The 25319-nt window shown below is 38.3% G+C and carries 23 protein-coding genes; 18 read left to right on the forward strand and 5 right to left on the reverse strand.

Features of this window, described 5'->3' with window-relative positions; all coding sequences use genetic code 11:
- Positions 1–32 precede the first annotated feature (32 nt).
- The 5 genes from MPH60_RS09665 (at position 33) to MPH60_RS09685 (ending at position 5487) form a co-directional block, all read left to right on the forward strand.
- On the forward strand, positions 33–1226 hold the full coding sequence (locus MPH60_RS09665) for a Ger(x)C family spore germination protein (RefSeq protein WP_241591569.1): 1194 nt from the start codon (positions 33–35) through the stop codon (positions 1224–1226).
- Between the two features lie 23 nt (positions 1227–1249).
- Positions 1250–2353, forward strand: a complete 1104-nt coding sequence (locus tag MPH60_RS09670) for a GerAB/ArcD/ProY family transporter (protein ID WP_241591570.1) — start codon at positions 1250–1252, stop codon at positions 2351–2353.
- A gap of 421 nt (positions 2354–2774) precedes the next feature.
- Positions 2775–3278 carry a PCYCGC domain-containing protein gene (locus MPH60_RS09675; protein WP_241591572.1) on the forward strand — a complete coding sequence of 168 codons (504 nt, stop codon included), beginning with the start codon at positions 2775–2777 and terminating at the stop codon, positions 3276–3278.
- Positions 3279–3462: 184 nt separating this feature from the next.
- Positions 3463–4434 carry a UV DNA damage repair endonuclease UvsE gene (gene uvsE, locus MPH60_RS09680; RefSeq protein WP_241591574.1) on the forward strand — a complete coding sequence of 324 codons (972 nt, stop codon included), beginning with the start codon at positions 3463–3465 and terminating at the stop codon, positions 4432–4434.
- 480 nt (positions 4435–4914) lie between these two features.
- Positions 4915–5487, forward strand: coding sequence for a site-specific integrase (locus MPH60_RS09685; protein WP_241591576.1), 573 nt, complete (start codon positions 4915–4917; stop codon positions 5485–5487).
- 596 nt (positions 5488–6083) lie between these two features.
- Here MPH60_RS09685 and MPH60_RS09690 read toward each other — a convergent pair.
- The gene (locus MPH60_RS09690) at positions 6084–6794 is read right to left on the reverse strand and encodes a diphthine--ammonia ligase (RefSeq protein WP_241591577.1); all 711 of its coding nucleotides are present in this window, start codon (positions 6792–6794) and stop codon (positions 6084–6086) included.
- A 377-nt stretch (positions 6795–7171) separates the two neighbouring features.
- Here MPH60_RS09690 and MPH60_RS09695 point away from each other — a divergent pair, with 377 nt between their 5' ends.
- From MPH60_RS09695 to MPH60_RS09715, 5 genes are all read left to right on the forward strand, one after another.
- The gene (locus MPH60_RS09695) at positions 7172–7846 is read left to right on the forward strand and encodes a GntR family transcriptional regulator (protein ID WP_241591580.1); all 675 of its coding nucleotides are present in this window, start codon (positions 7172–7174) and stop codon (positions 7844–7846) included.
- A 14-nt stretch (positions 7847–7860) separates the two neighbouring features.
- On the forward strand, positions 7861–9078 hold the full coding sequence (gene lhgO / locus MPH60_RS09700; RefSeq protein WP_241591582.1) for an L-2-hydroxyglutarate oxidase: 1218 nt from the start codon (positions 7861–7863) through the stop codon (positions 9076–9078).
- A gap of 27 nt (positions 9079–9105) precedes the next feature.
- Positions 9106–9447 (forward strand): DUF3870 domain-containing protein, encoded by a 342-nt coding sequence (locus MPH60_RS09705; RefSeq protein ID WP_241591584.1) that lies wholly within the window; start codon positions 9106–9108, stop codon positions 9445–9447.
- Between the two features lie 328 nt (positions 9448–9775).
- A complete protein-coding gene (gene glaH, locus MPH60_RS09710) occupies positions 9776–10714 on the forward strand; it encodes a glutarate dioxygenase GlaH (RefSeq protein ID WP_241591586.1) in 939 nt (312 codons plus the stop codon).
- Positions 10715–11047: 333 nt separating this feature from the next.
- Entirely contained in the window at positions 11048–11293 is a 246-nt protein-coding gene (locus MPH60_RS09715; protein WP_241591588.1) for a hypothetical protein, read from the forward strand.
- Between the two features lie 918 nt (positions 11294–12211).
- On the opposite strand, the gene MPH60_RS09720 is transcribed toward MPH60_RS09715, so the two are convergent.
- Complete coding sequence (locus MPH60_RS09720) at positions 12212–13330, reverse strand: NAD(P)/FAD-dependent oxidoreductase (protein ID WP_241591590.1); 1119 nt, start codon at positions 13328–13330, stop codon at positions 12212–12214.
- Positions 13331–13503: 173 nt separating this feature from the next.
- On the opposite strand from MPH60_RS09720, the gene MPH60_RS09725 reads away from it, so the two are divergent.
- Together MPH60_RS09725 and MPH60_RS09730 are read left to right on the forward strand one after the other, a co-directional pair.
- Positions 13504–14097: a branched-chain amino acid aminotransferase gene (locus MPH60_RS09725; protein ID WP_241591593.1), complete on the forward strand. Its 594-nt coding sequence runs from the start codon at positions 13504–13506 to the stop codon at positions 14095–14097.
- 239 nt (positions 14098–14336) lie between these two features.
- Entirely contained in the window at positions 14337–15275 is a 939-nt protein-coding gene (locus MPH60_RS09730) for an MBL fold metallo-hydrolase (protein WP_241591595.1), read from the forward strand.
- Between the two features lie 190 nt (positions 15276–15465).
- Here the strand turns inward: MPH60_RS09730 and MPH60_RS09735 are convergent, their stop codons facing one another.
- Together MPH60_RS09735 and MPH60_RS09740 are read right to left on the reverse strand one after the other, a co-directional pair.
- Positions 15466–17073, reverse strand: a complete 1608-nt coding sequence (locus MPH60_RS09735; RefSeq protein ID WP_241591597.1) for an FMN-binding glutamate synthase family protein — start codon at positions 17071–17073, stop codon at positions 15466–15468.
- A gap of 146 nt (positions 17074–17219) precedes the next feature.
- Entirely contained in the window at positions 17220–18314 is a 1095-nt protein-coding gene (locus MPH60_RS09740; protein WP_241591599.1) for a CdaR family transcriptional regulator, read from the reverse strand.
- A 302-nt stretch (positions 18315–18616) separates the two neighbouring features.
- Here MPH60_RS09740 and MPH60_RS09745 point away from each other — a divergent pair, with 302 nt between their 5' ends.
- From MPH60_RS09745 to MPH60_RS09760, 4 genes are all read left to right on the forward strand, one after another.
- Entirely contained in the window at positions 18617–19762 is a 1146-nt protein-coding gene (locus tag MPH60_RS09745; protein WP_241591601.1) for a glycerate kinase, read from the forward strand.
- A gap of 4 nt (positions 19763–19766) precedes the next feature.
- On the forward strand, positions 19767–21113 hold the full coding sequence (locus MPH60_RS09750) for a GntP family permease (RefSeq protein WP_241591602.1): 1347 nt from the start codon (positions 19767–19769) through the stop codon (positions 21111–21113).
- A gap of 160 nt (positions 21114–21273) precedes the next feature.
- The gene (locus MPH60_RS09755; protein WP_034306796.1) at positions 21274–21621 is read left to right on the forward strand and encodes a PadR family transcriptional regulator; all 348 of its coding nucleotides are present in this window, start codon (positions 21274–21276) and stop codon (positions 21619–21621) included.
- The gene (locus tag MPH60_RS09760) at positions 21608–22597 is read left to right on the forward strand and encodes an HAAS signaling domain-containing protein (RefSeq protein WP_241591604.1); all 990 of its coding nucleotides are present in this window, start codon (positions 21608–21610) and stop codon (positions 22595–22597) included. Before MPH60_RS09755 ends, MPH60_RS09760 begins: the two co-directional genes overlap by 14 nt.
- A 146-nt stretch (positions 22598–22743) precedes the next feature.
- Here MPH60_RS09760 and MPH60_RS09765 read toward each other — a convergent pair whose 3' ends face one another.
- Positions 22744–23274: an IseA DL-endopeptidase inhibitor family protein gene (locus MPH60_RS09765; RefSeq protein WP_241591606.1), complete on the reverse strand. Its 531-nt coding sequence runs from the start codon at positions 23272–23274 to the stop codon at positions 22744–22746.
- Between the two features lie 664 nt (positions 23275–23938).
- On the opposite strand from MPH60_RS09765, the gene MPH60_RS09770 reads away from it, so the two are divergent.
- Both MPH60_RS09770 and MPH60_RS09775 read left to right on the forward strand, forming a co-directional pair.
- A complete protein-coding gene (locus MPH60_RS09770; RefSeq protein WP_241591609.1) occupies positions 23939–24331 on the forward strand; it encodes a sporulation protein in 393 nt (130 codons plus the stop codon).
- Between the two features lie 22 nt (positions 24332–24353).
- On the forward strand, positions 24354–25235 hold the full coding sequence (locus tag MPH60_RS09775) for a mechanosensitive ion channel family protein (RefSeq protein ID WP_241591611.1): 882 nt from the start codon (positions 24354–24356) through the stop codon (positions 25233–25235).
- The last annotated feature ends 84 nt before the right edge of the window (positions 25236–25319 follow it).

The raw sequence follows: 25319 nt of genomic DNA on the forward strand, positions 1-25319 counted from the left end.
AAAACTCGTTTAAAAAAGAATGAGGACGAAAAATGAAAATTAATCTTTCACTTTTATGGATAGCAGCATTTTGTTTATTGATTTCAGGTTGTTCGAACTACCGGGAATTGAACGAGCTTGGGGTCATTATAGCGATGGGAATCGACCATAACGACGATCCGGACAACCCATACAAAGTAACTTATCAAGTCATTAATCCAAGCGGGCTATCCCAAACAACTACTTCCGGCGGTAAAGGTCTTGCTGTCATCAACTATACGGTAACGGCAAAAACGCTAGTTGAGGCATTAGGAAAGGCTTCCGCCATTATTCCTAGACAAATCAATATCTCACACCTATCGATCATTATTTTAGGTGAAGAGTTAGCACGAAATGGACTTGATTTATTATTTGATACTGTTGATAGAGGTAAAAATCAAAGGGTAAGTGTCCCGGTTTATATTGCGCGCGGGAAGACTGCCGAGTATATGCTCGGTGTTATAGAACCACTGGAGACCACTCCTGGTAAAAATATCATTAGCACTACTAAAAGTGAGCAAAACGACTATGGATCTTCAAGTGAAGTTTTATTATATGAAACCATTTCAGCACTTATGAGTGAAGGGAAGGATGTATCACTGCCCGGAATCAGTATAAGGAATGATTCAAAAGGGGCCAAGCAAATAAGCAATTTTGAGACGACTTCCCCAGCTTATGTAGAGGCGAAAGGATTAGCTCTATTTAGAAAGGGAAAAATGGTGAGATGGCTTGATGGAGAAACGGCAAGAGGTGTTCAATTTGTTACATCGGAACTAAATAGAACGGAGGTTGTGATACCTTGCAGTGGGACGGGAAGTGCCACAATCACGGTAATCAGAGTAAAAAGCAAAATGAAAACCAAAATCCATCATGAAAAACCAGTCATTCATACTAGTTTGAATGTGATGGGAGAAATGATGCAAACATCTTGTGACCTGGATATGAGTAATCCGAAATTATTAAAAGAGCTCGAAAGAAAAGTGGAAAATGATCTGAAAAAGCAACTTAATAACACGATTAACATCACTCAAAAAGAAAAGTCAGACATTTTCGGTTTTGGTGATGCATTGTCTCGAACAAATCCGGATTATTGGCGGAAGCATAAAAAAAATTGGGATGACCTATTTTCAGATGCGGAAATATCGATGAAGGTTAACGTTGACATTATTAATTCTGGAATGCGGATGGAACCGTATAAGCCGAAATAAATGTATGAGGAGGTGAGGAAGAAATGCCTAAAATAAAAATTGATGGATTTCAGTTATTTTGCATGATGGTCATTTTTATGTTTGGCAGTAATTTACTGCTTGATATAGGAAAGGAGGCCAAGCAGGACGTCTGGATTGTGAATCTCTTATCAACCCTTTTTGGGTGTGTACTGTATTTCGTGTATTTTTCATTATTTAAAAAATATCCTGACTTACCGATGACCGGCTATCTCCGAAAAATTTGGGGTAAATATATCGGCGGTGTATTCAGTTTTTGCTATATAATTTATTTTATATATCTAGCTTCAAGAGTGTTAAGAGATTTTGAAGAACTATTAATTAGCTCCACTTATAGGCGTACTTCCATAATAACGCTGGGGATATGCATGATACTTGTTTTAATTTATGGAGTTCACCTAGGGGTGGAAGCATTTGCACGTGTTGCATGCTTATGCTTCGCCATTATTACCATAAGCCTTTTGATTCTGAATATTATGTTTGTATTGGGAGGATATACAAAATTGGAAAACCTTCAGCCTGTATTAGGCAACGGATGGGGAAAGGTATGGAAAGAATTGTTTCCTACAGGTATCACCGTGCCTTTTGGAGAACTGATTACATTTACGATGATCCTTCCGTATTTGAATAAAAAGAGTTCTGCCGTTAAAGTGGGCCTATTTGCGATAATTATAGGTGGGGTTTCTTTAACTCTTAATTCGATCATTCTCTTGTCCGTATTAGGTCCCGAGGGGGTATTAAGGTCTAATTTCCCAGCTCTTACAGCCGTGAGTTATATTAATATCGCCGATTTTATTGAAAGACTGGATACCTTTATTCTAGTTTTAATGATCATTTTAGGCTTCATTAAAATTTCAATCTTTTTCTTTTGCGCCATTATTGGCTCAGCTGACTTATTTCAAATGAAACCTTCCCCTGCATTCATTTATCTGGTTGGCGGTGTAATTTTTATCTCTTCGATAATGATCGCTCCTAGCTATCAGGCTCATATAAATGAAGGGTTAAAAGTCGTCCCTTACCTTTTACATCTACCTTTACTCATTGTAATCCCCATTTTATTATTAGTAACCGCATATATAAAACAAAAAATTAAAGCAGCTGCTTCATGAAGAGGGAGGCTGCCGATTTTTGATCGCAGAGGATATAAACAAATATAAAAAAATTATGGTAAATAACAAGAGCAGAAAGTAATCTTCTCCTCGACCTACTATCAAATATTGTTTAAAGCTATAAAAAGAATGCCAAATATTCAAGCCCTGTAGGTTATCAAGAAGCATAATAAGTAAATACGTGCCTAACAAAATTAACAATGATGGTAGCGCTCTCACGAAAATATCACCTCATTCTTTATTCTTAAAGTGCGATTAATACTTTAAAAATATGTAAGAAGTCGTACCAAAAAGGCATTTTAGTGAATATGCCATAGATACCTTGTCATTTTTACTCTTTATAATGATGGAACCTTATGCTTGTAGAAAAGCATGATATGCCATAAAATGGGGTTATCAAAATGGATCAAGGAGTGTATAAATGAAGCTAAAATTAATGACCATCTCTTTGGGAATCTGTACTTCTTTAATACTTTCAGGTTGTTCAGGCGAGGAGGAAAGTGTTGTAGAAAAAGAAAGCAGTCATGAAGGACATACAGAGCATACGGTATCCGGAGATCTTCAAGAGGAGACCAGCAGTAAGGAAATAGCACCGGATTTCTTAGCAGATAAACCTGAGGATATGAAGACCATCTATTTAGCTGTTGCTCAAAATAAAGATTTACTGGAAAAAATACCTTGTTACTGCGGTTGCGGAGAGTCTGCTAACCATAAAAATAATTACGATTGTTTTATCCATGAGAATAAAAAAAATGGTGAAGTGGTTTGGGATGACCACGGAACAAGATGCGGAGTTTGCTTAGAAATTGCTGCGCAATCCATATTGGACTTGAATGACGGTATGAGCGTCAAAGAGATTCGGAATAAAGTCGACAAAAAGTATAAAAGCGGATATGCCAAACCAACTCCTACCCCTGAAGTGTAAGTTAAAAAAATTATGAAATTCTAGCTAAAAAATAATAATTTAGAAAAATGGTTTTTTGCCCGATATTCTTTCGGAAAAAGGCCATTTTTTTATTTCTTAGAGTGATGGATTCTTTCACATATATATTATTGGTCAAAAAGGGGAATACTTCCATTATACATTAAACGGGAAAGGAGCTATCACTTTGACATTAATTCGCCTTGGGTATGTAGCCATGAGTAATCATGTGCCAAACTGTTCACCATCCCAAACGATGACTTTTGCTCAGTTTTCTAAAATTAAAGACAGAGAAGCAGCGATAAGGAAACTTGAACGCATATCAATATCCAATCTTCATAATTGCTGGCGTTTACTGATTCATAACGAAGCTAATAGCATTCAGTTCTTTAGGCTTTCTTCTAAACTAATCCCTTTAGCCAATCATCCAGAAATTCCAGAATGGGATTACATAGAGCCTATTTCAGCAGAACTGGCTAAATTAAAAACATTCATAAAGAATCACCCAAAAATGAGGATAGATTTTCACCCAGATCATTTTGTCATCTTGAATAGTTCAAATATCGATATACTGAAGACATCTTTAAAAACATTAAGGATGCACTTTACTTTATTAAAAAAAATGGGAGTGGATCCCGAGCACCGCTGTGTTTTGCATGTTGGCGGCGGTTATGGAGAGCATGTACAGGCATTAGAGCAGTTTATCCATAATTGGGGTTTGATTCCGGAATCGATTCAAAGAATGGTCATTCTTGAGAATGATGATACTACCTATACTTTGTCGGAAACTCTTTATTTATGTGAAAAGTTAGGCATACCAATGGTTTTTGATTATCACCATTACCTTGCACACCAGTTACCAAGTGAGAATTGGAAAGATCATTGGGCCCGAGTATTGAATACCTGGAGTAATTCCAAACTACCTCCTAAAATGCATATTTCAAGTCCAAGGTCCGATAAAGATTTTCGAGCACATGCTGACTTTGTGGATACTGGCATGTTCATGGAATTTTTACAACAAATAAAGGGAAGCTTACCAAAGCTGGATTGCATGATTGAAGCAAAACAAAAGGATGGTGCACTTTTCCAGTTGATGGATGAATTGAGAAGTTATAAAGAAATAGAAATCATTGATGATGGCAGTTTTTATATTCATTGATCATCGGTATGATTTAATAAAGAGGGTATGCATAAGATTCTCTTTATCAAAGGTATCATGTTTACATAATTAGATTATGGTAAAATAAATCAATTGCCAAATAAATAGAAAGTGGATTTGTTACTAATATTGATTGGGTGAGATGTGTATACATTATTTTACAAAAATATTAAATTAGACAAAAAAGCGAGCTCCATATTTAGCTTTTAAAGCCGTTGTTTTATGATATTGGAGTCATAATTCAAGAATGGGTTAAAAAGGCTCTATGAAACTATATTGAGGGTTTATGTAGGTTTGAAGATTTTAGGTGCTTTTCGGTTTACTTTTACAAGAATATTCTGAATGTAACAAAGGACTTGTATTGATACATTCGAAAACGCATTAAATCAAGGTTTATAAGGGGGTCGGAATTTATAAAACTTGCCTTTTTTTCACCTGTTCACGTACAATGAAAGAAGGGGAAAGGGGAATGAGCCATTCATGCAAGCAGCCTCTCAAAGAATTAAAAATGTCCAGCCTATACGCCGGTTGAATCACATAGAAAAGATGAAAAAGTCACTATTAAAATATTGCAGCTACAGGGATTATATGATGTTTTCAATCGGGATAAACATCGGGTTACGTATAGGGGATCTATTACAATTGCGAGTGAAAGACATTCTTGAGGGTACACATATTGTCATTGTGGAGCAAAAAACAGATAAAATTAAACGGTTCCTTGTCAATCCTCAACTTCGTAAGGAAGTTAGGAAGTATGTCCGGAAATCGAACCTGAAAAATGAACAGTATTTATTTCCAAGTCGAAAAGGTAATGGTCCAATCACTAGGGTACAGGCCTATCGGGTTCTGAACAAAGCGGCTGAAATGGCAGACATTCCGGATGTCGGTACACATACCCTCCGAAAAACGTTCGGTTATTTGCATTACCAAAAATTCAAGGATATCGCTTTACTGCAGCAAATCCTTAATCATTCCAATCCAAAAGATACGATGATTTACATAGGACTCACACAGGATTTAATGGACGAAACATTAATGGATTTCTATTATTAACTGAAAAGGAAAAAGTACAACTCCTGTATTACTCAGTATTTTTAAATGGATATCACAATCCTTCAATTGGGAGTTATTTCAGCGTAAACATTATTTCGATATAACTGAATGGGTAGATAAAACTTGTATCATTGGTGTGGAGAGCTGAAAGCGGACTTTCGGATTGGAATACGCGCCTTTTGCTAGGAAACTCGGCTTCACTGAGGATTTTGAAAGTTATAAGAGTTTGGCCGGGTGATGGACAGAGTTTTAAATTAACCGAAGGACTACTAAAAAGACTAGAATATATAGTCTTTTTTTCTTGATATCATCGTATTGATTCCTATAAAGCATCATTCGGTTTAGTATATTAGAAACATTTATTTTTCTGAAATTCCGTTGTTTTCCTGTTTTACAAATAATGAAACAGAAAGTTATCAGTAATGAATGGTTGCTGCAAAGTGAAGTTACTATAATGATGTTATGTTAACTATAATCCGTTATTATCCTACTATTAAAGGACTCATTAGATGAACTGCACCTCAATCGTTTGAGAAAATCTCATAATTGTGGTGCAGTACAGAGTGGTTGTGAAAGAATATTGGTAATTAGTTCGGCTATAAGGTACTCATATTCGTCAACTTATCTAGCTCCAAAGGCAAAAAAGCATATTCCCCGTCCTTAATAATCTCACATTTACGAACGGGAACTGGCTGTTTAAAAATAGGCCCGTCTATTACTGTTGTATGGAACTCTCCGCCTTCTCCGCAGGGGTCAATGCCGCGAGCTTCAAGTTCTTTTACGTATTCATAGGTTAACGTTCGACCTAAATCATCCTCTCGCATTCCTAATGATAAATTAACGGTTACGATGAGCGTAACAAATCCTAGATTCATGAATTCCTCGACAGCTTCACGATGATTCATTTCCCATAAAGGCATTCCAAGCTTCAACCCGGCATTCTTCGTAACCTTATCATGCCAACAGCCATGGGCAGGCATGTCCAAGTCTCCTGTTACTAAAACTTCTGCTCCTTGGTCTTTTGCAATTTCTAAAAGGCGCATAAATACTTTTTCATAATCATTCCAACTGGCAGCTGCAGTATATACAGGCAATCCTATTGATTCAGCTTGGGCATGTATGAGTTCCGGAGGCATTCCATGGGATCTGGAACGTTTTCCTTCTTCCTCCAGCATGACAATCAGTCCTACAGCTTCTCCAATCTTCATTGCTTTATAAAGGGCTAAGACACTATCCTTTCCTCCGCTAAAAGAAGCTATGAACTTATGACCGCTAGCACTATTTTTCCAATCGATTAATTCTGCCATTCATATTTCCCCTTTATTCTATTGATTTTTTCCCAATTCATTTTTTATAGAAGCATTTTCTTGACTATATTTGTTTGATTTTATCACGGTTGAAGCCTTCAGATAAGATATTTAATGCATCCTGATACAAAAAAACTGCTTTATAATGAACTGAACAATATAGGATGATTGTTTTAAATCCCTAGTGTACAAAGCTGAAAAGGCATGAGTCGGTGGGGGAACCAATTTATCAACAGATATAAATTAGATGTTTACTCTATGGGTTGTATCCAGTGTTATTTGAATTGGATACAATTTATTTAATTTTCAGTATTGTAATCGCTTTATATAGTTGATATAGTTTAAATTGTATCCAATATCGAAAGGTGGACGCTGAATTGGATAATGAAAATTCTAAAAGAAATAAATCAACAATCGTTAAGAATGTAACGAAAAGTCTTAGGAAGGCGATTTTGAATGGGACGTTGAAAAAGGGGGAGCGACTCATCCAAGAGGAGTGGGCCGATCGCCTAGAAGTAAGCAGGATGCCGATTCGTGAAGCCCTTACACAGCTTCAAATGGAAGGGTTGGTGGAAATGGTCCCTCATAAAGGAGCAATCGTGACACCGATTACCCGGGATGATATTGAAGAAATTTATCATACCAGGTCTCTGCTTGAAGGCCTTGCAGTAGAAAAGTCGCTTCCTTATTTAACAAAGGAGGATAAAGAAAAATTAAAGGGAATTTTGATTGAAATGGAAGGGATTCAGTTATCTGATGAAACCAATGAACATTATATCCATTTGAATGCGGCGTTTCATGAAACCCTCCGAAAAGGGTGCCCATGGCCAAGGGTTCAAAAAATGGTAGAAACGTTGGGTATCTCACCCATTGCGCCGAATTTGCTGATTGATTATTACCCAGAAACGCAACGGGAACACCGGATGATATATGAAGCGGCACTAAGAGGGGATCCTGCAGAACTAAGGGCAGCAGTAGAATTTCACATCTTACGGACTAAGAACAATTTAATTACGTATATGGAGTTGCTGAATACTAAAAATCATCAATAAAAGGAGTGTTAATTGTGTATGATTTCGCAATTGTTGGCGGGGGAATTGTAGGTTTATCGACGGGAATGGCACTTTACCAGCGCTTTCCTAATGCTAAAGTGGTAGTTATTGAAAAAGAGGCTGTTGTTGCAGATCATCAAACGGGCCATAACAGCGGCGTCATTCATTCAGGAATTTATTATAAACCAGGCAGTTTCAAGGCACGGTTTGCCCGACAAGGAAGCAAATCCATGACGGAATTCTGCCGGACGCATGGAATTGAACATGATATTTGCGGAAAGGTCATTGTTGCAACAAAGCCAGAAGAGTTGCCCCTTCTAGATGATCTATTTTCACGCGGTTTGCAAAATGAGCTAGCTATCCAAAAAATCGGTGTGGATGAGTTAAAGGAAATTGAACCACATGTTAATGGACTTGGTGCGATTCGCGTTCCTCAAGCCGGCATCGTCAATTATCGTCAGGTAAGTGAAAAGATGGCGGACATCATCCGAGGCAACGGCGGTGAAATCAAGCTGAATACAAAGGTGGAGAAGATTGACGAGGATTTTGATGAAGTCATCATCGACACGAACAACGGTACAATAAAGGCAAGGATGGTCATTAATTGCGCTGGATTGCACAGTGACCGTATCGCGGCAGCTGCGGGGTATAAAACTGATATGAAAATTGTCCCGTTTCGCGGTGAGTATTTTAAACTGAAGCCCGAAAAACGCTTCCTTGTCAATCATTTAATTTATCCGGTACCTAACCCGAAATTTCCGTTTCTAGGGGTTCATTTTACGCGGATGATTAGTGGGGAAGTAGATGCCGGTCCAAATGCTGTACTAAGTTTCAAACGGGAAGGTTATAAGAAAACGGATTTCAGTGCAAAAGATTTAACTGAAGTTTTAAGCTATAAAGGTTTTTGGAAGCTGGCCAGTAAATTCATGAAGGAAGGGATGGATGAATATGTCCGTTCTTTTAGTAAAAAGCAATTTACGAAAAGCCTGCAGGAATTGATTCCGGAAATTCAAGAAGATGATTTAATCCCTGCACCTGCTGGAGTAAGGGCTCAGGCGTTACAGGATGATGGTAATATGGTGGATGATTTTCATATTATAATAGGGAAACGGACCATTCATGTTTGTAATGCACCGTCACCTGCAGCAACAGCCTCCATAGAAATTGGAAAAGAGGTTGTTAACCGCATCCCGGAACAATCGCACTTATTGGAAGCTGTATTGACACAATAAAATTTGTTTAAGAGAGGAAGATGCTACATGTTCAATGGTAAAACTATTTTCATCGCAGGTCATGCACGATTGCCTCAAGGTATGGCAGCGAAAAGTGTTTTTGAAACATTGACCATCACCGCGGAAGTCGATGCTAAGTATGGGGTTGTCCTGGAAGCTTCCTGTACACTGGCAACAGATCATGGCCGGGAATTCATTGGACGTTTATTAAAAGGAATCAGTTTAAATGATGGTGTTGAGGATGCGATTGAATCGATACAATCTTATTATCGGGGGAAAGCGGCTAATGCATTGATTGCTGCCTTGAAGGATCTGGATCTCCATTTTCAGCAAATTAAAGCAGGAGAAAAAACGAAACTGCCAAGTTAGTAAAATGATTTATCAGAATTATATGTTAAAAGTGTTGACATTTTTACGAAAAAACGTTTTAATGGAATTAAGCCAATATTATGACATTAACACCTTCTGGAAAATACCTTTTTAGAATCGTGTGAAGATCATAATGTTTGGAAACAGGAAAAATAAATCATACATAAACTGCATATTCGCTGTGACTCTATTTGCATAGAGCAGTGAAGTGAATATAAGCCAGTTGTACAGTTGGATCTCTATTTTATTTGAGGTTCATGTGCGACTGGCTTTTTATATTTCCCGTTAACTTTGTCACCTACATTACAAAAAACAGGAGGAATTATTCATGAGCATTGCAGAAAAAAAGAGAGCTAAGTTTGAAAGGAAAACAGAAAAATACGAGGTGAAAGTTCACCCTCAATCCAGCCGTTTATATCATATTGAAATTTCAAAAGAGGCAATTGCCGCTTTTTTAGAAAACGTGTCGAAGGATAATCAGTCTGTTCAGCATCTGGAATACACACCATATGCACGACTCATCATTGCTTCATATCTTCTGGATCAAGTGGGGGAAGAATTTGGCGAAGTGCTTCGGAACATCGTTCATGACCGGGAATCCGGCGGCTTCACCCTCGGCTTGGAAGGTGTCACGGAAAATACAGATGAATATGTAATTTTTGCAACAGCTATTTCATACTTGTTAGGAACTCCGAACCATGATGCCATGTCAGGAAAATATTATGCCCGCTTTAGTGTTCAAGACACGGATAGCAGTGATTCATATTTGCGTCAGGCCTATCGTTTATTTACACTTCATACGGACGGAACCTTTGTTGATGAACCAACGGACTGGTTACTCATGATGAAGATGATCGAACAAAATGCCCGCGGTGGCGAATCACGCTTATTGCACTTAGACGATTGGAAAGATCTTGATAAGTATGTAAATCATTCATTATCAAGCCACAAATTCACGTATAAGGCACCGAAAAGCAAGAACATTGATCAGGAGATTGAAAGATTGACTTTCTTCAATCATAATAACAAACCTGGTATATGTTTTATCGATCAATTCGTTTATCCTGAATCAATTGAACAAGCCAAATACTTACGTGATTTATCCACTTCATTGGAAAACGATGAAAGTGTACTAGAACTGGAACTGCCAGTTGGAGATTTAGTTGTCGTCAACAATATATTTTGGCTTCACGGCCGCGCTGCATTTGAAAAAGATCCGAACTTGAACCGTGAATTACTTCGCCAACGCGGAAGATTCAATCAATAGTTTCATTTTGTAAACCCAATTTTTTTCATCCCCAAATACCATTTGAAGATAAATTCTTTTCAACCGAAGGGTTGGAAAGCAATTTATCTTTTTTTTTGAAAGGATGCATTCTTTTAATTTTATCTCGTCTGAAATTAAGTAAGTAAAACTTCCTAAGTAGGGTACCATCAGGCATATTTCATTACGGTTTTATCATGATGGAGAGAGATTACACCACTTTATAAACAACTAGTCATCTCAATTTCCGTTTAGGAACATACGGATTCAAAAAGATTCATAATGCCCCCATTACCTGCAGCTTATACAGATGAAATGATACGGAGCGAGCAATTTTTGCTTGAAAAAGATGAAAAGAAAAAGCTCGAAATCTATTACGCACCCTTTGAATATGTAAATGAACGGGCCAAAGTGGTGATTGTCGGAATCACTCCTGGATTACATCAAATGAAAAAATCTTATTCTACAGTAATTAATGCAAAAGGGCACATACATTTTGATGAAGAGATCCTGCACGAAGTAAAAAAGAATTCCAGTTTTGAAGGTACGATGAGAAAAAATTTTAATTCAAATGTTAGATGAGCTTGGATTACACACATACTTAAACATATCGTCCGCGCTGGATCTTTTTAACGAAGCAAGTCACCTCGTTCATACTACCTCTGTTTTAACCTATCCAGTTTTTTATAACGGGAAAAACTACAATGGGACAACTCCGAACATATTAAAGACCGAGTTGCTTAAAAAAAATATAATGGAAGGCTTTGCTGCCGAAATAGGTACGATTGAAAGCCCGCTTATTATTCCTTTAGGCGTTAATGTTTCCAAGGTCTTAAACTATTTAGCAGGTCAGAATTATTCAGATTAACAGCATGTTTCTAGGATTTCCTCACCCATCTGGAGGAAATGGTCATCGTCATAAGCAATTTGCAGCAAATAAAGAGCAAATGAAAATGATGTTACAGCACTATTTTTCAAAGGAAATGACCGTTGGTTAAAGACGGGACTGTATGCTCAATAAAACTTATATAGGTGTTAAAGGACAGGAATCATTCGATTAAGAATGCATATTCACCTATTAGTGTTAAAAGTAAATTTAACTATTTACTAGTGCAGTTTTGAAGATTATAATAAGAACAAATGTTCTTTATTGTAGGAGGCATTAACATGGATGAACTAGAGGAATTTTTAAAATCACTTACGATTGAAGAGTTAAAAGTTATTTATGAAGAAGTAAGTGAATCTGATATTAATAAATAAATGAAAAAAATTTGAAATAGAAGAATCTTATTTTTTCATTTCAAGAACTGAATAGTGCGTATGTAAATATTGTTCAATGGTACATAGATATTTAAATTTGTCATTTTTCAACAAAAATGTCTTGTTCGAAAAATTAAAGAATTAAAAAATCAAGGACCGATTAAAGTCCTTGATTTTTTATGGGAAGGACCTTTTAAAAAAACTGGTGGTAATTTTCAGATTAGACGAATGATTTGGAAGTTATGTGAAAAGTGCACCACTTACATCATAATTTTTTATATCGATTTCGATTTTTCTATCAAGTGCTAGGTTTGCCAAAAGGGAACCTATATAGGGGCCCATTGTTAAACCTGAAGCTCCAAGGCCATTGGCTACGATTATTCCTTCCCAGTCAGGCAAAGGACCCATGACCGGAAGGAATCCCGGCGTGAAAGGACGGAATCCGACCCTTGCTTCAACAAACGTACTATCTGTCAAACCGGGAGCGGTTTGCAAGGCTTTATTGAAAACCTCCTGGAGTCCTCCTGCGGTCATTCGAGTATCGAAAACTTCCGTATTTTCGTGAGTCGCCCCAGCAACGATTTTATTATTATCGAAAGCCAAAAGATATTGATCACTGGGAGGCATGACTACAGGCCAGTCATTCGTATTGTCATTAGGCGTTTCCAGATGAATGATTTGAGCCTTTTGGAAGGTGACTTGAAAATTTACGCCGAGTGGCTTCAGTAATTGAGGTGCCCAAGCGCCAGCACAGACAATCACTTTATCGGCAGATATGAATGCATCTCCAAGTGTTACACCTGTCACTTGTGTACCATTATATGTAAGTTCGGCCTCGCCATACATAAGTTTTGCACCGTTTTTTTGTGATGCCCGCAATAAGGAATCACGTAGTGCACGTCCATCCACCCGGGCGGCACCACTGACGTGAACGGCTGCATATTCACTGGAAAGAGGCGGGAATAAGGCACGTGTTTCCTCTGCGGAAAGTATTGTGATCGTCCCGATCTCCGGAGCTTCTTCTTTCCTTTTTGCAGCCCGTTTCTTCATGGCAGTCAGTTTATCTTCATCGGTATGTAAACTTATAGCCCCTACCTGGGCATACCCAGTCTCGGTTTCCCCGTCCCGTTCAAGTTCTTCAATTAAACCGGGATAAAAAGCCGCCCCATTTTTGGCAAGGAGATACCAAGCTTGGTTGCGTCTTTGCGAAATCCACGGGCAAACGATTCCTGCAGCTGCAGATGTTGCCTGACCGATATCTTGTCGGTCAATAATGATCACTTCAACCCCATTTTTAACCAACTGATAGGCGGTGGAAGCTCCCAAAATTCCTGCACCAACTACAATGATTTTTTGCATGATTCAACATCTCATTTCTCTCATATGTATATACGCTTACCACTACTATATCGAAGACACGAAATGATTGCCACAACTGATATTGTAATTTCTTTCACAAAGTTATTTTATCTATAGTGAATATGCTATGATTGATATTGCAAAAGCTTGAAAAGATACTAGGAGGACATATCATGCTAAAAAAACAAATGGAATCATACATATCAAAATCCGTAATTGAAAACAAGGTTGAGTTGTTTAAAGAAGAAAAGGATTATGTAGAAAAGCATAAATTAATCGCTGATGATATCATTTTAGTGGAAAAAGAAAATGCATCCCGTTTTACAGATGCTTATATGGAGCGCAGTAATAAAGAGAGCGAAGAATTAATCTCTGAAGAGAGCTCTGCCTTTTTATCACAACCGATCGAGTATTTGAAAAATAACAAAGATGAGTTCCTTTACTTTGAATCACAATGGTTCGATTTAATCGGTGTTGAGGCACTTTCTTTAGAAGTCGATGATGTTTTTGGTACGTATAACGCGATGTTCGGATTGAAATTCCAGAAAAAAATGGGAGAAGTTTTAAAAACGTATTTAACTAAGGAACTTCAAGCAGAAATTGGTTCGTTCAGTTTAATGTTCAACCAGGGCGACGGACTATGGGATGTGAATGTAGCCTTGGATAACGTAAAAGGATTCCGAGAAGACATGACATTAGAGGAAGCTTTTAATTTAATCTATCATTTTCTTTTTATCCTTGTTCAAACAATCGAGGAAGATATGTAAAACGAGGTGCCGCCATAAATTTTAATGGCGGTTTTTTTATTTCTTGATTTAACCAATGCCCCTGGGCTTTCTTCTGGATTTTAATCGCTGGCTCTGGATATTGATAAAAGGAACTTGAAAGAATTCGTCGAATTGATTAATGATATATACCTTATTTAATAAACATAAATGTTTTGTTTTTAGCAATTTGGATTTTTTGATTTTTGTAAATGAAGTTACATCGGAAGGGGAAGTTATACTTGCTGAAGGAACTGAAAGTTACTCAAGTTACCATTCCATTGCCTTTTAGGTTGGACCATGTCCATTGTTTCCTAGCGGAAGGTGAAAAAGGGTGGACAATCATTGATGCGGGATTAAATAATAGAACGACAAGGGATTTATGGAACCCAATTATCGAAAAACACGATATTACTAATATTATCATCACCCATTATCATCCAGATCATTTCGGTTATGCAGGGACATTACAACAACTAACCGGTGCGGATGTTTGGATGACACAAGTGGATGAACATGCGGGAACTACGTATTGGGAAGCGGATTCGCTGAATCTGCTTAAAGATAATTATAAAGCATGTGGTATGGAAGATGATTTATCCGTGGCCTTATCCAGTGACGAAAGCGGATTCATGCCACAAGTAAAACCCTATCCTACCGTAAATCATCATCTTGAAGAAGGAATGAAACTGCATTTTGGCAAATATGAGTATGAGGTGATTTTCACTCCGGGACATTCTGATGGCCTGATTTCCTTATACAATCAGGAAAAAAGTGTCCTTTTTTCGACAGACCATATATTGCCTAGGATATCTCCAAATATTTCTTATTGGTTTAAAGGTTTCAGCAACCCATTGCAAGAGTTTTTTAATTCTTTGAAAAAAATACAAAAGCTGGACGTCGAATATGTCATCCCTTCACATGGGAAACCGTTTCAAAATGCCAATAAAAGAATTGTTGAATTGTTGGATCACCATCAGGACCGGTTGCATGTTATTCATGAAAACATGAAAGAGCCGATTTCAGTAAATAGTGCTTGCCAGATCTTATTTAGCAATCTATCCATTCACGAGACCAGGTTTGCTGTTGGTGAAACATTGGCACACCTAGAATACCTTTTTTTAAATGACCAATGCAGAAAGTTTAAACGTGATGGCAAATGGTATTATCAATCCATTTGATAAATTGAATGATAAATGATACCGTATCGAAAGTGATTCTAGCTCATAAAACGTCTTGTATTGCAATTTAGCTTATGTTTAGTTTCTCTATGGGGAAGGTGGCGTCAGGAGGGGTATTCGCGGCCTATAACCGCTTCATTGATTGTTAAAGTAAAAACCACCGCCCATCAAACTTTGGGCGGTGGTTTTTTCATTGTCTGGCTCCTAATTGTCCCTTAACTTCGTCCATAATATCTTCAAGGGATGTGACAATTCCTTTATCGTCCTTATAACTAATGTGCTTAGGTTGAAAATGGATCGGTGAATCCAAACCAGCAGCTGCTGAGATACGATATAATCCTTTTCTAAGGGTAACAAGAAAGTTGACCACACGATATTTCTTTTCATCAATGACAAGTGCCTTTTGCAGTTCCGGATCAGTCGTTGCTACCCCGACAGGACAAGCATTGGATTGACATTTCATCGTCTGGATACAACCTATCGCAATCATGAAACCTCGAGCTATGTTAACAAGGTCTGCTCCCATGGCTAGAGCTATCGCTATTCTATCAGGTGTGAACAATTTGCCGGAGGCGATAATTTTAACCCGATTGCGGACACCGTATTTTTCCAAAGTCGAAACTAAAATTGGCAAAGCGGATTTTATAGGTAATCCTACGCTATCAATCAATTCCTGATAAGAAGCACCCGTGCCGCCTTCACCGCCATCCAATGAAATGAAATCCGGACCTTTCCCGGATTCTTTCATGTAGCTAGCAAGCTCTTCAACACTGTCATTCCCGCCGATGACCATTTTGATGCCGACGGGGATGCCTGTATGTTCCCTGATTTTTTCGATAAAATCGCACATGGATTTTACGTCATTGAATTGATGAAACCGATTCGGACTATCAATTGCTTTGAACGGAACGACTTTGCGGATCTCAGCGATTTCCGGATTCACTTTTTCAGCATCGATATGACCTCCGCGGGTTTTGGCCCCCTGAGCCAATTTGATTTCAAATGCTTTGATTTCGGGTATTTCACTTTTTCTTTTTAACTCATCCCAATCCATTTCGCCGGTACTATCACGAACCCCAAACATGGCTGGACCGATTTGCATGATTATATCCACACCGCCGATTAAATGATAAGGAGATAGTCCGCCTTCCCCTGTATTCATCCATGTGCCTTTTGCTGCAGCCAAACCTTCAGAAAGGGCAGTGATTGCGTTCTTCCCTAAAGAACCATAACTCATGGCGGACATGCCGATAAGCCCTTTTAATCGAAAGGGATTTTTGGTGTTTGGTCCGATGATCACGGCATCCTCATCATCCAATAAGAACGCAGAGGAAACTTCATCTCCCCATTTTTCTTCTCGCTGTGAGAAAAGCGGGTCTTTCACTAGAATGTATCTTTTAGTTGTCACTTTTGTTTCTCGATCGTATTTTTCTTCTTCGGCCAATTTTGGAAACATGCTATTTTTAACAAAGAAGCCTTCTTCATCAAAATCCCGTTTTGAGCCAAAACCTATGACATCCCGTAAATATTTTGAACTTTTCACCATATGTTCATAGTCATCACGGGAAAAGGGCTTTCCTTCGTTGTCACTGTTAAACCAATATTGCCGCATTTCAGGCCCGATTTTTTCCAGAAAGTATCGAATTCTCCCAAGCACCGGGTAATTCCTTAATATTGCATGATGCTTCTGCATGCGATCAAAGAAAATCATATAAAGTAATAGTAAAACTAAAACGATGATAATGATGAAAATAACGGTAAACCCAAGGATAATTAAAAGATTTGCAATGCCACTCATTCAATCCCTCCTGATATGCAAAAAAATCATGTATTTTTAATCTACTCGGTAATTCGATCAATTATACAGAATTCCAATGCAATGCTTAATTTAATAGGGATGGAATGAAAAAATTTAAATAGCTAGTATGGTTCTCGCGATATCTTTCAACTTCTCCTTTTTGATCGGCTTACCCAAATGGCTAACTGCAAAGTTATGGCATCATGCAGCACCTGTGGATTATATCCGGTAATTTCCTTGATTTTTTTTAATCGGTATATAAGGGAATTACGATGGATATACATTCTTTTTGCACATTCCCCGATATTTAGGTTGCTAAGGAAAAATTGTTGCAGTGTCTCTATCAACTTTTCGGATAAGCTGCCTAGAATTCTTTCCTGAAATTGTTGTTTCGTCCGCTCATCTATCCTTTCCAATAGAGCTTTTGTTTCCACATCAGTATATCTGGTTAAATCTTGATTGGCTTCACCTAGTAAAAGTGCGGTTTCAGCTTCGCGGAAAGAGTGGACTATGTATGATTCCTCTTCCACTATAGAGCCCAAACCGATTCGTATAACAAAGCCTTTTGCTCTTAATTGCTTGATGGCTGTATCCAGTCTTTTGTTAATGTTATTTCCGCTTAGCGCCGTAGTGAGAATGAAAACCCGATTCACATTCAGGAACCCAGCAATGGACTGTTGGGTGCCAAAAATAGTTTCAGTCATTTGAATCAGCTCATTCTTATTTAATGGATTTAATTTCATTTCCATCACCCCCACTTGATAGGGAGGTTCTAATTTCATTCCAATCAGTTCAAGTCTCTGATCAATCGAATGCTGATTGATATCTTCCTTTAATAAGTCTTCAAAGACCAATTCTTTCAAGTGTTGTTTCCATTCGAGTTGTTCCGCCATAAAAGCTTGATGAAGCATCATTTCCGTTATCATTTTCACCAATTCACCGAATTCCAAAAGTTCAGTCGGATCTCCGGTGATCCCGATGACGCCTATAATTACATTTTGAAAATTAATAGGCAAATTAATCCCAGGAAGGACACCCACCCATTGATGACGATCATTTTCGTGAATGATCAAAGGCTTTCCCGTTTTCAATACTTCGATTGCTCCTAAATGCAATTGGTCGATGCGTTCATGATTTCCGGAAGCGATGATGGTTCCTTTATCATCCATAATATTAATATTTCTGTTAAGTCTATTAGTGGTTTGTTTGACAATTTCCATTGCAATTTCTTGGGTCAGCATTGAAGTCATCCTTCTAGAGTTATTTTATTTTCTAACAGAATGGTAATCATATTTCATGCAAACAAGCTAGGATTTTTCATGTAAAGGGGGATTGTCGATAGATTAAGTCTTTAGCTATCTTATACTTTAGGAAAATGGGAAAATAACAGAAAACTTTCCAAAAGATCATTTTTTCTATATAGTATAGCCAAAAAAATCAAATATGTCATACTAATTTTCGTTTAGAATGAACGATGATTAAAATATTTCCGAAGATTATAATTAAATTGATATAAAAATATATTCAAAGGGGGGCCCTGGGCATGAAAATCGTTATTGCACCAGATTCCTATAAAGGAAGTTTGTCAGCATCAGAAGCTTCCAAAGCAATCGAGCGAGGAGTCAGGAAGGCGCTGCCGGATGCGAAGACTGTATTGGTTCCTGCAGCGGATGGCGGGGAAGGTACGATGGATAGCCTAGTTGCAGCTACAAATGGGCGAAAAGTTGAAGTGACCGTTAAAGGACCTTTACTTGAAGATGTTCAGGCAGCATATGCAATTTTGGGCGATCAAAAAACATGTGTGATTGAAATGGCCAGTGCATCCGGTCTATGCCTAGTCGATCCAGATGAGTTGAACCCATTGATCACTACTACATACGGGACAGGGGAGCTTATTCAAAAAGCATTGAATGAGGGCTGTCGAAAGTTCATTTTAGCCATTGGTGGAAGCGCTACCAATGATGGCGGTGTTGGAATGCTTCAGGCTTTGGGAATGAGGGTGTTTGATGAAGAGGGTAAACCGCTGGGATTCGGAGGTGCCGAATTATTGCGGATATCAGAAATTAATACGGATGATTTTGATTCCAGAATAGCAGATTCCGAATTTTTGATTGCCTCGGATGTCCAAAATCCATTAGTCGGTCCCGATGGGGCATCAAATGTATTCGGACCTCAAAAAGGGGCGACTCCTGACATGGTTGAAATGCTTGATAAAGCTTTATCATCATGGGCTGATTTAGTGGAAATCAAAACAGGCATACACTTGCATGATAAAGCAGGTGCTGGTGCTGCAGGTGGAATTGGTGGAGCATTTCAAGCCTTTTTCCGTGCAGAAACAAAAAGGGGCATCGATATTGTGATGGAGTATACGAAACTGGGTGAAAAATTGTCCGATGCCGATTGTGTCTTTACCGGTGAGGGCCAAATCGATTTCCAGACTGCTTCAGGCAAAACACCAATGGGAGTTGCACAAGAAGCTAAAAAGCAAGGTATTCCCGTATTTGTTTTGGTTGGATCGATCGGAACAGGTATTGAAGTTCTATATGATCATGGAATAACTAGTGTTCATAGTTTGGTGAACGCTCCTATGCCTTTAAAGGAAGCTATGGAAAGAGGAGCTGAATTGTTGGAAGCTTCAGCAGAACAAGTAATGCGGACTTTTTTGACAGCGATCAAAAAGAGGGGGTAATCATATGTTATTTATTGTTTTGGCCATTGGTGTGTTCTTAATTGTTTTCGCGACAACTAAATTCAAGCTGCATCCGTTCTTATCGCTTTTATTAGGCACTTTATTTGTGGGTTTTGCTTCTGGAATGCCTCTGGATCAGATTGTTGAGAATATTAATGGCGGTTTTGGCGGACTGATGACGAGCATTGGACTTGTCATCGTTTTCGGTACAATAATCGGAACCATTTTGGAAAAGGCCGGGGCCGCATTGCGAATGGCCGAAGTCGTATTGAGGATTGTCGGTCCTAAAAGGCCGCAGCTTGCCATGAGCATGATTGGCTTTATCGTATCCATACCCGTTTTTTGCGATTCAGGTTTCGTTATTTTATCGAGCTTGAGAAAAGCATTGGCAAGACGCGCAAAAGTAGCGGTTGCTTCCATGTCAGTTGCGCTTGCAACCGGTTTGTATGCGACACATACACTTGTGCCTCCAACTCCAGGGCCAATTGCGGCAGCCGGGAATATCGGAGCGGACGGATACTTGGGGACCGTCATTTTGATAGGTCTTATTACGGCCATTCCAGCTGCACTTGCTGGTTATATATGGTCCATGAAAGTAGCGACCAAGATTGATGTTGAAGATGACCGAAGTGACCTGGATTACGATTATGATGAAATTGTCCGTTCATTCGGCAAGATGCCTTCTGCCTTTCAATCATTTTTACCGATCGTTTTACCGATTGTCCTGATTGGTGCCAGCTCTGTATTAACGCTCTTTGGTACAGAGGGCAGTATCGCCGTATTTTTCGTATTCTTGGGCCAGCCGGTCATCGCATTGCTCGTCGGAGTAATATCAGCTCTGACATTGCTGCCTAAGTACGATGAAGAAACATTGACAAACTGGGTAGGAGCAGCATTATTGGATGCCGCGCCCATATTATTGATCACCGGTGCGGGCGGAGCATTTGGTACCGTCATTAAAAATACAGGGATTGCAGATATCATCCAAAGTTGGGATATGGGCAGCATCTTTAGCGGGTCCTTGTTCCTGTTGGTCCCGTTCCTAATTGCTGCTGGGTTGAAAACAGCCCAGGGATCTTCAACAGCATCCCTGGTCATCACTTCATCTTTGATAGCCCCCATGCTTCCAACATTGGGTATTGAAGGAGCCGTTCCACTTGCACTGGTAGTCATGGCTGTCGGTGCAGGTGCGATGACTGTAAGCCATGTAAATGATAGCTTCTTCTGGGTGGTCACCCAATTTAGCGGGATGAAAGTGACGGATGCCTATAAAGCTCAAACGATGGCAACCTTAATACAAGGTGTAGTCACGATTATCACGACGATGATTTTATGGGTCATTCTCGTATGATATTAATAATGGAAAAAAGGAGAGGCGTGAAACGCTTCTCTTTTTTATGCTTTAAATTAAATATATTTTAATTTTTATGGTGTTGTAAGAACTAAAATAGTGTATGATGCATAGTATAAGGTATGGTGTACGTCACATAGTATAGGGAAGAGGTGATTGGATGAGCACTTTACTGAATTCATTAACCACTGAGCTGCGCAGAGGCACTTTGACGTTAGCTGTTCTGAGTCAGCTCAAAACCCCTCAGTATGGGTACTCGCTTGTCCAGCGTTTAGAGAAGTCAGGAATTACCATTGATCAAAGTACTTTATATCCTTTACTTCGCCGCCTGGAAAAACAAGAATTGGTGACCAGCAGCTGGGATACTTCTGAAAGTAGACCGCGCAAGTACTATTCTTTAAGTGATTATGGGGGAGAGATCTTCACTCAGTTAAAGGAAGAATGGGAAAAAACTTCTCAAGAGCTTTATATATTATTAAAAGGAGAGGGAGAAGATGGAGCTGATTGAACTTTATATTCAAGAAGTGACCCGCAGGCTGCCTGAAAAAAACCGGGAGGACATAGGGCTGGAGCTTCAATCTACAATCGCAGATATGCTTCCGGAGAATCATACGGAGCAAGACGTGAAAGCGGTTCTTTTAAAATTAGGTGATCCGGTTACACTGGCAAGTGGTTACCGAGATCGGCCGATGCATCTGATTGGACCGCGTTATTATGATGTCTATATCAGTCTGTTGAAAATGATTTTACCAATCGCTGCAGTCATTTCGCTGATCGCATTAGTAGGGGATAATCCGTTCCGGGATACGGAATATACGATTGTGGACGCAATTTTAAAAATAATCGGGAAAGGGATTGCAGGCATCATCAGTACAAGTATCCAAGTGTTTTTCTGGTTAACGCTTTCATTTGCCATTGCAGAACGATTGGATACTTCAAAAGACCAGTCACCTTTAACAAAAAACTTGAAGCCATGGACACCGGAAAACCTAAAAGATATTCCGAACATTTCAAAGATAAAAGCGGTTCCTATGATCGAGGTTTTTGCTAGTTTGTTAGGCCTTTCTGTATTCGCAGCCCTGTATTTCAACGCAGCAAACCTCCTAGGGGTTTATGAAAAAAGAAATGGCAGTCTCATTTTCGTGACACCTTCTTTTAATCAAGATGTATTGAATTCCTATTGGCTGCTGGTATCTTGCGTCGTTATCATCGGGGTGCTCTTGGCGATTTATAAATTATTTTTAAGACAATGGACCCTGAAATTAGCTATATTCCATGCTATATACCAGCTGTTGTCCACTCTGACCTTCATCATCATCATCAGTAATCCTAATTTATTGAATCCCGAATTCATTGCCTACCAAAAAACACTATTTTCAATCGATGATTGGAAAACATCGATTTACTGGGGGCTCATACTCATCTCCATCTTTTTTGCCGCCTACGATTCCTATCAAGGCTTCCGTAAGGCAAAAATTCGTTAAGGCACAGCAACCTAGCTGTGTTTTTTTGATTTTAAAGTCCCATGATGTAAAAAGATTTATCAAAGGGAAAACAGAAAAACACCTCATATGTCATATAGTTTTTAACGAACTATACAACATATGAGGCGTTATATTTAAACCAGCATTTATTGAACTGCATCAAACTGATTGACTTTCCAAGTGGATCCGGACTTATAAAAGGTAACCGTTCTTTTTACTGACTCACCGTCGACTGTAGGTACAGTTAAATTGTATGACCTAACGTTTTGTTTTTGATAGACCAATTTAATTTTTGCTTTTTTCCACTCTAACATGCTAAATCCGTCTCCGACTGGACGGGCTAATTTCCCTTTATGGGTAATGTAATTATATTTGGTCAGCCCTTTTTCAACTGCATTATTAGTAAATGTCTCTGCTAAGTAGGTTGTCAATTTATCTTTTGTATTAAACTCTTGGCAAAGGTATGAATACTCTGTCCCTTTATAATTGAAAGTTTTTTGTGAACATGAACGGGTTTTATAACCATGTAAAGCATTCCAAAAATGCTTGCTGGCATTATCGGCTATCTTTAATGCATTTGCATCAGACAAATTCTGTGATGTCGTTTTTGCGGTAACCTGACCACTTAGAGTGAAAATTAAAATAATGGATAATAGCATACCTAAAAATTTTTTCATAATTAATCTCCCCAATCCCTAATAGGATACTTATGTAACGAAAGTTTAATAAATATTACAATTGTTACATTTATATTACAACATGATTGGCGCAAGTAAAAGAGAAATCTTGTTAATTTTTAAATATAATTTTAGTTTTCCATAAAATATACATAGTTTGTTCATTTTATTCTTTTTGAAAGCGGCGTAGTAAATGAATGTCACTACTGTTACATACTTCATATTCCACGAACTGGACTATTTAAAACCCAGCAGTTCATTCTTTTTTAATGACGGGACAAGTTCATTCATTATATTTTCATTAATATCAAGATATGTACAAAGATCTTGAATTTCCCGGGCAGCGCCTAAAAATAATAAAATATAAAGGTTTGACAAACTTTCCAATCCTACCGTATTATAAATTATATACTTGAATACATTCTCCAAAGGGGAGTAGCTTTTACAACAACGTCGTCATTACGGAGCTCTATGCTCTCGGTGTTGTTGGCAGCATATTGTTGTTAGCCAGACCTTACCTATTGGTAAAGGTCTATTTTCTTTTATTGAACCTTTACCAAAATGGTAAAGGTTTTTTTGTAGTCCAGATCATGTAACCCTTACGGAAATGTATAAACATGTGGGTTTAGTAGAAAAACAAATAAATATAAATGGAGTGTATTAGTTGATACTGAGAAAATCTTTGTTACTTTTAGGGATAGGTTCTGCACAAATAGATTTAATCCTTCCGAAAAATACGTATAAATCTGGTGAATGCATAAATGGGTATTTCTTGATTAAGGGCGGTACCCTTACGCAAAGAATAAGGAGGATTGAATGTGATTTGATTATGGATACACATTCTACCGGAATGGAAGAAATCCTTAAAACGAGCACCATTTTGTCTTCAAGGGAGATAAATTCAGGGGAAAGCAATGAAATTCCTTTTAACTTTTGTCTGCCTATATTGAAGGAGCCTTATAAACGAGGGGTTTCCTACCGCCTTAAAACAAGACTTATCCTTGATAAAGGGATAATAGGCAAGGATGATGACTGGATTTTAATTGATTCTGAATAAAAGTGAAATTGGAGTTGGGAACATGAATGTCTTGAAATTTACAGAGCAGGCTATGGATTATTTGCAGGAATTTTTATTATTGAGGCTTTTTATATTGGCCTTACTGTTATTGGCCGTTTATTGTATTTTAAATAAAATGGTTGAATGGTTCTTTAAAAGATCTAATTTTTTTGTGGAAGAAGTTGAAAGAACGATACAGGGAGTTACCCGGTCTGCTCTTAGATACGGCATGGCAGGACTTTTCCTCATTTATCTGATTGGACAGTTTATTGACATAAAGGGAATCATGGCTGGAGCTGGGATTGTAGGGGTCGTTATCGGATTTGCTGCTCAGCAAATGCTTAAGGATATCTTATTGGGATTTGTAAGGCTTTCAGATAATGAATTCCGGGTGGGGAATTTCGTTACATTTAATGGGACAAGTTCGGGGACAATTGAAGAAATAGGTATCCGGTTCATGCAGATCCGGGAATGGTCAGGAAAATTGCTGACAATCCCTCACAGTGAAATCAGGACAATTCAAAATTTTAATAAAGGGAGAATGCGAATCATTGAGCGTATTACTGTAAGCTATCAAGAAAATCCAGAAAAGGTAAAACGGCTGTTGGAGGATATATGCATGATCTGTAATGAGAAGTATGGTGAAACCCTTCTAAGGCTAGAGGATGGTACACCTGAAGAGGATTTTAGATACATCGGCATTACGGATTTAAATCCGAATTTAAAATTTGTTGGATATGAACTATGCATAGTGGGACTTGTGAAACCTGATGATTACTTTGAAACATCGAGGAGTGTGCGGTTTGAAATGATGACTGCTTTACATGAGCATCAAATTCTAATGCCATCTTCCCATTTGCTTGTACAGGGCAATCCTATTCAAGAACGTATATGGGAGAACTGAAAAGAAGAAACACAATTGCCTGAGGTATTCCAGGAATTATCAAGAACGAATGATGGTGAGTGTGAGAAAGGGCCGAAATTAGTG

The organism is Peribacillus sp. Aquil_B1 (genome assembly GCF_022603275.1).
In the GTDB taxonomy this organism is placed as follows: domain Bacteria; phylum Bacillota; class Bacilli; order Bacillales; family DSM-1321; genus Peribacillus.